Here is a 7,552-nt window from a genome sequence, read left to right as displayed (position 1 = left end):
CTCGATCAGCTCGTCGCCGATGGCCTCGATCTCGCCGGCCACGCTTTCGAGAAAGGCGGCGCGTGCTTCGAGGGTCGTCTCGCGATAGACACCGAACGCCGCCTCGGCGAGTTCGCAGGCGCGCGCCACCTCGGCGTGGGTGCCACCGGCGTAGGCGGGCGCCAGCCGCTCGCCGGTGGCGGGGTCGACGGCGTGAATGGGCGTGGAACTGCCGCTGACGGCTTCACGGCCGATCAGCATCTTGCCTTCCAGGGACATGATTGGGCTCCTGCGGTTGTCATCGATGATGGATTCGGTCCGACGGATGCACGGCTAGGTGTGTCCAGTTTCATCGTGGGTGATGAAGCGACTAAGTTCAATCTTTTAACTTAGTTGTTGGCATCGACTTTGGTCGCAAGCGCTGGTGGGTGAATCAGAAAAAGGTGTCGCCCAGATCGCTTGGACCATGAATGATACTGGCCAGAACCTGGGCGGCGGCGCCTCTGGCGGCGATGAAGGTGGAGTCCTTGACTACCCGCAGCGGCACCTGCTGAGTGGTGCCGAGCAGTCGGTTCTGGTTGGCCTTGAAGAAGTCGAGGGCAGGGCCGAGCAGAGGCGCACCCAACTGGGTGAGGGAACCGCCCAGCACGATTTCGGAGGGGTTCTGAGTGTGGTGGAGATTGAGCAGCAGGACCCCCAACGCTTCGCCTGCTCGGCGCAGCGTGACCTGCACGTCGGGCTCATCCAGCCTTGGCAGCAAGCTCTCGATCAGGTCTTCCTCTTCCGCAATACCCAGGGCGGCGCGGATCGACCAGCCACTGACCAGGGTTTCGGCACAGCCGCGATTGCCACAGTGGCAATAGAGCCCCCCAGGTTGCAGGACGGTATGGCCGATCTCGCCGGCCAGACCCTGGATGCCGCGAGTGACCAGCGGTAGATGGCTGCCTTCCACCATGCCGCTGCCGATGCCGGTGCCGGCGCTGACGTAAACCAGCGACTCGGGAATGTTGCCGGTACGGAAGTAGAGTTCGCCGAAGGCGGCCGACTTCGCTTCGTTGTCCATCAGCCAGGTGCCCTCCAGGTGGGGCAGGTGGGGACGAAGCAGCTCGAGGAAACGCACGTCTCGCCAGCCCAGGTTGGGAGCGAGCCGCAGTACCGGTTTGTTGGGTGCGATAGGGCCGGGCAGGGCAATGCCGAGGCCCAGACAACGGCGATTCTTGATCCGGGCGTCTTGCATCAGCGCGTGCAACAGCTCCCCAAGCAGCTCGGCAGTGACTTCGGGCGTGGTGGGAACGAGGTGCTCGTGGTGTGAAACCAGCACCTGGCCCGCCAGCGTACAGGCCACCAGACGTAGACCATGTACGCCAACCTCTGCGCCGAGCAGGACGTGCTGCTCTTCGTTGAGGTGCAGGGCACGACCCGGGCGACCGCCGCTGCTCTTCTGCAGTTCCCCTTCCCGCAACCAACCTTGATTCAGCAAGGATTGCACGCCGGCGCCCACGGTGGCCTTGGTCAACTGCGCCTGGGTGGCGATGTCGGCACGAGTGAGGCCGGGGGTACGACGCACGAGTTCGAGAATGGCGCTGCGGTTGAGCCGCTTGAGGAAGTGGAGATCGCCCGCCTTGTGCTGCTGATTGCTGGTAGACATAGAGTAAGGAGGCCCTGCGGTCCGCGCGCAGCGGAAAAGCGGATGAAGCGAAGCCCATGCGTAGTGTACCGATGTGCGTCTTGGTGCGATGCGATAGGCTGGTTGGTTCCAAGAATAAACGAATTGAAATGCATCGGCCATGCTCGGCAAGGGCTATCCAATACCGCATTCTGCGGCAATCTATCTGATTTAGATAAATAAACACCGATTGTCGACTAACGTCGCATTGCTGATCCAGCCTAGGGTGTCCACTCTCCGCTTAGTAAATAGAAAAAACTAAGTGGAGAGAGCATGAGCAACGACGCGGCGCGTTACCCCAGCCTCGAACAGCGGGTGGTTTTCATTACTGGCGGCGGTAGCGGCATTGGCGCAGAGCTGACCCGGGCCTTTCACCGACAGGGGGCTCGTGTTGCTTTCGTCGATATCGATGATGCCGCCAGCCAGGCGCTGGTGGAGCGGCTCAAGGCAGAGACCGGCCAGGCGCCGCACTATCGTCACTGCGACATACGTGACGTCGCGGCCCTGCAAACGGCCATTGCCGAGGTCGGTCGCGAGCTTGGGCCCATCCATACCCTGGTCAACAACGCTGCCAACGACGATCGCCATACCTGGCAAGAGGTCGACGTTGCCTATTGGGACGAGCGCATGTCGCTCAATCTGCGGCCGATGTTCTTTGCTGCCCAGGCAGCGGCGCACCAGATGATCGAGGCCGGCGGCGGCGCGATCATCAACTTCGGCTCGATCAGCGTACAGATGGCCATCCCCGAGCTGTCGACCTACGTCACCGCCAAGGCGGCGGTGCATGGCCTGACCCGCAGCCTGGCGCGCGACCTGGGACGCTACGGTATCCGCGTCAACACGCTGGTGCCCGGCTCGATCCTGACCGAGCGTCAGCTGCAGAAGTGGATCGGCCCCGAAGAGGAGGCATCGATCCAGGCCCATCAGTGCTTGAAGCTACGGCTCGAGCCTAGGCACATCGCCCCTACCGTCCTGTTCCTGGCCAGCGCCGATAGCGTCGCGATAACGGGCCAGGAGATAGCCGTGGATGGCGGCTGGGGCTGATTTTTCATTGCAATGATTTTCTCAAAACAAGAGGTGCAACATGCGCTTACAACAAGACAAGGAGCTCGCCATGCACATTTCAGGACAACGCTCGGCACAGTCGATGCGCGGTAAGCGCTGGCTGGCCGCTGCCGTTGCGCTCACTTCGGGTCTGGCTGCATTCGCTGCGGCAGCCGATACCACCGTACGCGTGCTGAGAGTCGAGATCAGTGACGTCGAAAAACGCTATTACGACAACATCATTGCCGAGTACGAGGCACAGAATCCGGGCGTCAACGTGGTTTTCGAGTACATCGCCAACGAGGCCTACAAGACGCGCCTACCGACACTTCTGCAGTCCAACCAGCGCCCCGACATTTTCTACAGCTGGGGTGGCGAGGGGCTGCGCGATCAGGTCGAGGCCGGCTTCGTGCGCGACCTCACCGAGGAGATGCAGGACGGTTGGCAGGATCTATATCCCGAGTCGGCCGTACGCGCCTTCACGCTGGACGATCGGGTCTACGGTGCGCCGCTCTACGCTACCGTGGTGGGCTTCTGGGCCAACACCGCACTGACCGAACAGGCCGGCGTCGACATCGAAGCCATCGAGACCTGGGAGGACCTGCAGGAGGCGGTGGTCGCCCTGCGCGAAAGCGGCATCACCCCTGCAGTGGTGGGTGGCCAGGATGGCTGGCCGATGCACTTCTACTGGGGTTACCTGGCTACGCGCCTGGCCGGCGGCGAGGGCATCGAGGCGGCCAGTGAGGGCGAGAACGGCGGCTTCGAGGGTGAGCCCTTCGTGCGCGCCGGCGAACTGCTGCAGTCCTTCGTCGAGCTCAATCCCTTTCAGTCGGGTTTCATGGCGACCTCCTACGAGCGCGCCAGCGCCATGTTCGGCGATGGTGAGGCGGCCCTGCACCTGATGGGCGACTGGGACTACATTCCCTCCAAGGAGCGCTCGATGACGGGCGAGGGCGTGCCCGACGAGGATCTCGAGTTCATTCGTTTTCCCCGAGTGGACGATGGTGCCGGCAACGATGACAGCTTCGGCGGCATGAACGGCTTTGCCGTGACCCGCGATGCCTCCGACGAGGCGGTGGACTTCCTGCGCTTCCTGCTCAACGAGGAGAACCAGCGCGAGGCGGCGCGGCTCGGCATCTTCGTGCCGGTGGCGCACGGCTCCGAGGAGGAGCTCGACACGCCCTATGCGCGCAAGGTGGCGCAGATCCTCAGCGAGTCGAACTTCCACCAGGTGTTCCTCGACCAGGCGCTGGGCACTTCCGTCGGCGCCACGGTGAACGATATCAGCGGCGACCTGGCTCTGGGCGAGATCACGCCCGAGGAGGCGGCTGCCCAGGTCGAAGAGGCCTGGATGTTCCGCTGAGCCGTTCGTCGGACGCATCCACGATCTCTGAGCATGCCCGGTGCCGCGCTCACGCCGCGCCGGGCCCCGTTCTCCGAAGGGAATCCGTCATGAGTACCCTGACCCGACCTGCCGTGCACAGGAGAAGCAACGCCGATCGTCTGCGGCAGGGGCTGGCCAACGGCAAGTTCACCGCCGTGCTGATCCTGCTGCCGCCGGCGCTGATCCTGTTCTCGTTGTTCGTCATCCTGCCGCTGGCCGACGCGGCCTATTACAGCGCCTTCTCCTGGAACGGCTACGGCACGCCGACCAACTTCGTCGGCACCCAGAACTACGAGCGCCTGCTCGACCACTCGGTGTTCCACACTGCGCTATGGAATACCGCCAAGCTGATCCTCGTCTCCTTGATCATCCAGATGCCGCTGGCGCTTGGCCTGGCGCTGCTGGTGTATCGCAAGACACCGACCAACACGTTATTCCGGCTGGTGTTCTTCCTACCCTACATTCTTGCCGAAGTGGCCGCCGGGTTGATCTGGAGCTTCGTCTTCGACGGCGACTACGGCATCACCGCCCTCATGTTCCAGACCCTGGGGCAGGAGTCGGTCTATGTGCTGGCCGACCGTCAGTGGGCTTTTCCGGCGATCATGACGGTCATCGTGTGGAAGTACTTCGGCTTCCACATGATGATCTATATCGCCGCGCTGCAGAGCGTGCCCAAGGACCTGATCGAGGCGGCCAAGCTCGAGGGGGCCAAGCCGCGCCAGGTGGCACTGTTCGTACAGATTCCCATGATCAAGCACGCCATCGTGGTGAGCGGCTTCTTCGCCATCATCGGTTCGCTGCAGATCTTCGACATCATCATCCCGATGACCAACGGCGGGCCATCCAACTCGACCCATACCATCGTCACCTATCTATACACCTTCGGCCTGTCTCGGCTCAACATCGGCTTCGGTAGTGCCGCCGCCGTGGTGTTGTTCGTGCTCGCCATCGGCATTGCGCTGTTCTACCAGCGCGCCACGGCGAAGGAGGAGCGCCCATGAACAGCGCGACCTTCCGCAACACCCTGCGCGTGATCGTATTGATCCTGGTGGCCAGCCTGGTCATCGGCCCGCTGCTGGCGTCCTTCTTCGGTGGCTTCAAGACCAACGCCGAACTGCGCACCAATCCGCTGTGGCTGCCTGACGCCTGGAATCCGCAGAACTACGTCGCGATCTTCCTCGACGGCAACTTCTGGCGCTACATGGGCAACTCGTTCTTCATCTCGTCGATGACGGTGCTGCTGACCCTGGTGGTGGGTGCGGCGGCGGCCTACGTGTTCTCGCAGATCCGCTTCTTCGGCTCGCGGATGATCCACTCCTATCTGCTGCTGGGACTGATGTTCCCCTTCGCCGCGGCGATTCTGCCGTTGTTCATCAAGGTGCGCGACCTGGGTCTGCTGGATACCTACTGGGCGGTGATCCTGCCGCAGACCGCCTTCGGCCTGTCGCTGGCGATCCTGCTGTTCAAGGCGTTCTTCGATCAGCTGCCCAAGGAGCTGTTCGAGGCCGCCTACGTCGACGGCTGCAGCTACCTGCGCTTCTTCTGGTCGTTCACCCTGCCGCTGTCGACGCCGATCCTGGCCACCGTGGGGGTGTTCGTCTTCGTGCAGAGCTGGAACAACTTCCTGCTGCCGCTGGTGGTGCTCAACGACCGCTCCATCTACACCTGGCCGCTGGGCATGATGCAGTTCCAGGGCGAGTACCTGACCCAGTGGAACATGATCCTGGCGTTCGTGACGCTGACCATCACGCCGGCGGTGATTTTCTTTCTCGCCGCGCAGAAATACATCGTGGCCGGGCTGACCGGCGGCTCCGTCAAGGGATGACACCGATGACCGATACCATCCGCAATCCGATTCTTCCTGGCTTCAACCCCGATCCCTCGATCTGCCGGGTGGGCGAGGACTACTACATTGCCACCTCCACCTTCGAGTGGTACCCGGGGGTGCAGATCCACCATTCGCGAGATATGGCCAACTGGCGGTTGGTGAGCCGGCCGTTGGCCCGGGCCGCCCAGCTCGACATGCGCGGCAATCCCGATTCCTGCGGCATTTGGGCGCCTTGCCTGTCCCATGCCGACGGCCTGTTCTGGCTGATCTACACCGACATGAAGCGCTACGAGGGCAACTTCAAGGACGGCCACAACTACCTGGTCACCGCGCCCGCCATCGAGGGGCCCTGGAGCGACCCGGTATATCTCAACTCCAGCGGCTTCGACCCCTCGCTGTTCCACGACGACGACGGCCGCAAGTGGCTGGTCAACCTCAAGTGGGACTATCGTCAGCGCGAGGGCGGCGACCGTTTCGGCGGCATCCTGCTACAGGAGTACGACGTCGAGCGTAGGCAGTTGGTCGGTCCGATCCGCAACATCTTTGCTGGCACCGGCATGAAGCTCACCGAGGGGCCGCACCTCTATCGCCGCGACGGCTGGTACCACCTGCTGGTGGCCGAGGGTGGTACCGGCTACGACCACGCCGTGACCATGGCGCGCTCGCGAGAGATCGCCGGCCCCTATGAGGTACACCCGGACAATCCGGTGCTGACCACACGCCAGGATCCAGACAATCCGCTGCAGCGCGCCGGCCACGCCGATCTGGTGGAAACGCCAGCCGGCGAGACCTGGATGGTGCATCTGTGCAGCCGCCCGCTGCCCGGCACGCGGCGTTCGCCGCTGGGGCGCGAGACGGCGATCCAGAAGGTCGAGTGGGGAGAGGACGGCTGGCTGCGCCTGGCTCATGGTGGCAACGTCCCGGCGCTGGAGGTGGCCATCTCTGGTGACAAGAATGGTGTGACGCAGCAGGCCCCGGCCGAGGAGGAGCGCTACACCTTCGCGTCCGGTGAGCTGCCGGCGGCGTTCCAGTGGCTGCGTACACCCGAGCCCGAGCGGCTCTTCTCTCTCGACGCGCGGCCCGGCTACCTGCGCCTGTTCGGCCGCGAATCGGTGGGCTCCTGGTTCGAGCAGGCGCTGGTGGCAAGGCGCCAGGACGGCTGGCACTGCAGCGCCGAGACCGAGCTTGAGTTCGAGCCCGACGACATCCAGCAGTTCGCCGGGCTGATCGCCTACTACAACCGCTTCAAGTTCCACTATCTCGCGGTGAGCCTGAACGACGAGGGTGACAAGGTGCTCAGCGTGATGAGCTGCCACGACGAGTGGCCCAGCGGGCAGCTCGACATCGCCGAGCCCGGCCTAGTGCTCGAGCCCGGCCTGCCGGTGCGCCTCGGCCTCGACATTCGCGAGCGCGAGCTGCAGTTCCGCTTCGCCCAGGGCAGCGCCGAGTGGCGACCGATCGGCCCGGTGCTGGACGCCGGTTTGCTCTCCGACGAAGGCAGCGGCCGCGCCCACGGCTACTTCACCGGCAACTTCCTGGGTATGGCGGCGCACGATATCAGCGGACGCGCCACGCCGGCCGACTTCGCCGGGTTCCGCTATCGCCGCAACACCCGTTGAACCTGATTACGCCATAACCAAACACAACAGGC

General features: G+C 63.7%; 7 protein-coding genes. 5 read left to right on the top strand and 2 right to left on the bottom strand.

Annotated features, from left to right (window positions below):
• Positions 1-258 (bottom strand): aldehyde dehydrogenase family protein (locus B8115_RS18920; RefSeq protein WP_010629417.1); only part of this gene is annotated, 258 nt, incomplete at its 3' end.
• A gap of 154 nt (positions 259-412) precedes the next feature.
• Positions 413-1,627: an ROK family protein gene (locus tag B8115_RS18915; protein WP_010629416.1), complete on the bottom strand. Its 1,215-nt coding sequence runs from the start codon at positions 1,625-1,627 to the stop codon at positions 413-415.
• A gap of 291 nt (positions 1,628-1,918) precedes the next feature.
• Here B8115_RS18915 and B8115_RS18910 point away from each other — a divergent pair, with 291 nt between their 5' ends.
• From B8115_RS18910 to B8115_RS18890, 5 genes are all read left to right on the top strand, one after another.
• Positions 1,919-2,689, top strand: coding sequence for an SDR family NAD(P)-dependent oxidoreductase (locus tag B8115_RS18910; RefSeq protein ID WP_010629415.1), 771 nt, complete (start codon positions 1,919-1,921; stop codon positions 2,687-2,689).
• A gap of 70 nt (positions 2,690-2,759) precedes the next feature.
• Positions 2,760-4,052: an ABC transporter substrate-binding protein gene (locus B8115_RS18905; RefSeq protein ID WP_010629414.1), complete on the top strand. Its 1,293-nt coding sequence runs from the start codon at positions 2,760-2,762 to the stop codon at positions 4,050-4,052.
• A gap of 89 nt (positions 4,053-4,141) precedes the next feature.
• Positions 4,142-5,074, top strand: coding sequence for a carbohydrate ABC transporter permease (locus B8115_RS18900; RefSeq protein WP_010629413.1), 933 nt, complete (start codon positions 4,142-4,144; stop codon positions 5,072-5,074).
• A complete protein-coding gene (locus B8115_RS18895; protein ID WP_010629412.1) occupies positions 5,071-5,898 on the top strand; it encodes a carbohydrate ABC transporter permease in 828 nt (275 codons plus the stop codon). Before B8115_RS18900 ends, B8115_RS18895 begins: the two co-directional genes overlap by 4 nt.
• Positions 5,899-5,903: 5 nt before the next feature.
• Positions 5,904-7,520: a glycoside hydrolase family 43 protein gene (locus tag B8115_RS18890; RefSeq protein WP_010629411.1), complete on the top strand. Its 1,617-nt coding sequence runs from the start codon at positions 5,904-5,906 to the stop codon at positions 7,518-7,520.
• Positions 7,521-7,552 lie beyond the last annotated feature (32 nt).

This window comes from Halomonas sp. KM-1 (genome assembly GCF_000246875.1).
GTDB classification, from domain to species: Bacteria; Pseudomonadota; Gammaproteobacteria; order Pseudomonadales; family Halomonadaceae; genus Halomonas; species Halomonas aerodenitrificans.
The sequence above is the reverse complement of the archived record's forward strand: the minus strand, read 5'-3'. Positions and strand labels throughout refer to the sequence as shown.

What these genes read in the sequence shown, in the direction of transcription:
- B8115_RS18915 (WP_010629416.1), bottom strand. Translation starts at nt 1,627, where the DNA reads ATGTCTACCAGCAATCAGCAGCACAAGGCGGGCGATCTCCACTTCCTC.
- B8115_RS18910 (WP_010629415.1), top strand. Translation starts at nt 1,919, where the DNA reads ATGAGCAACGACGCGGCGCGTTACCCCAGCCTCGAACAGCGGGTGGTT.
- B8115_RS18905 (WP_010629414.1), top strand. Translation starts at nt 2,760, where the DNA reads ATGCACATTTCAGGACAACGCTCGGCACAGTCGATGCGCGGTAAGCGC.
- B8115_RS18900 (WP_010629413.1), top strand. Translation starts at nt 4,142, where the DNA reads ATGAGTACCCTGACCCGACCTGCCGTGCACAGGAGAAGCAACGCCGAT.
- B8115_RS18895 (WP_010629412.1), top strand. Translation starts at nt 5,071, where the DNA reads ATGAACAGCGCGACCTTCCGCAACACCCTGCGCGTGATCGTATTGATC.
- B8115_RS18890 (WP_010629411.1), top strand. Translation starts at nt 5,904, where the DNA reads ATGACCGATACCATCCGCAATCCGATTCTTCCTGGCTTCAACCCCGAT.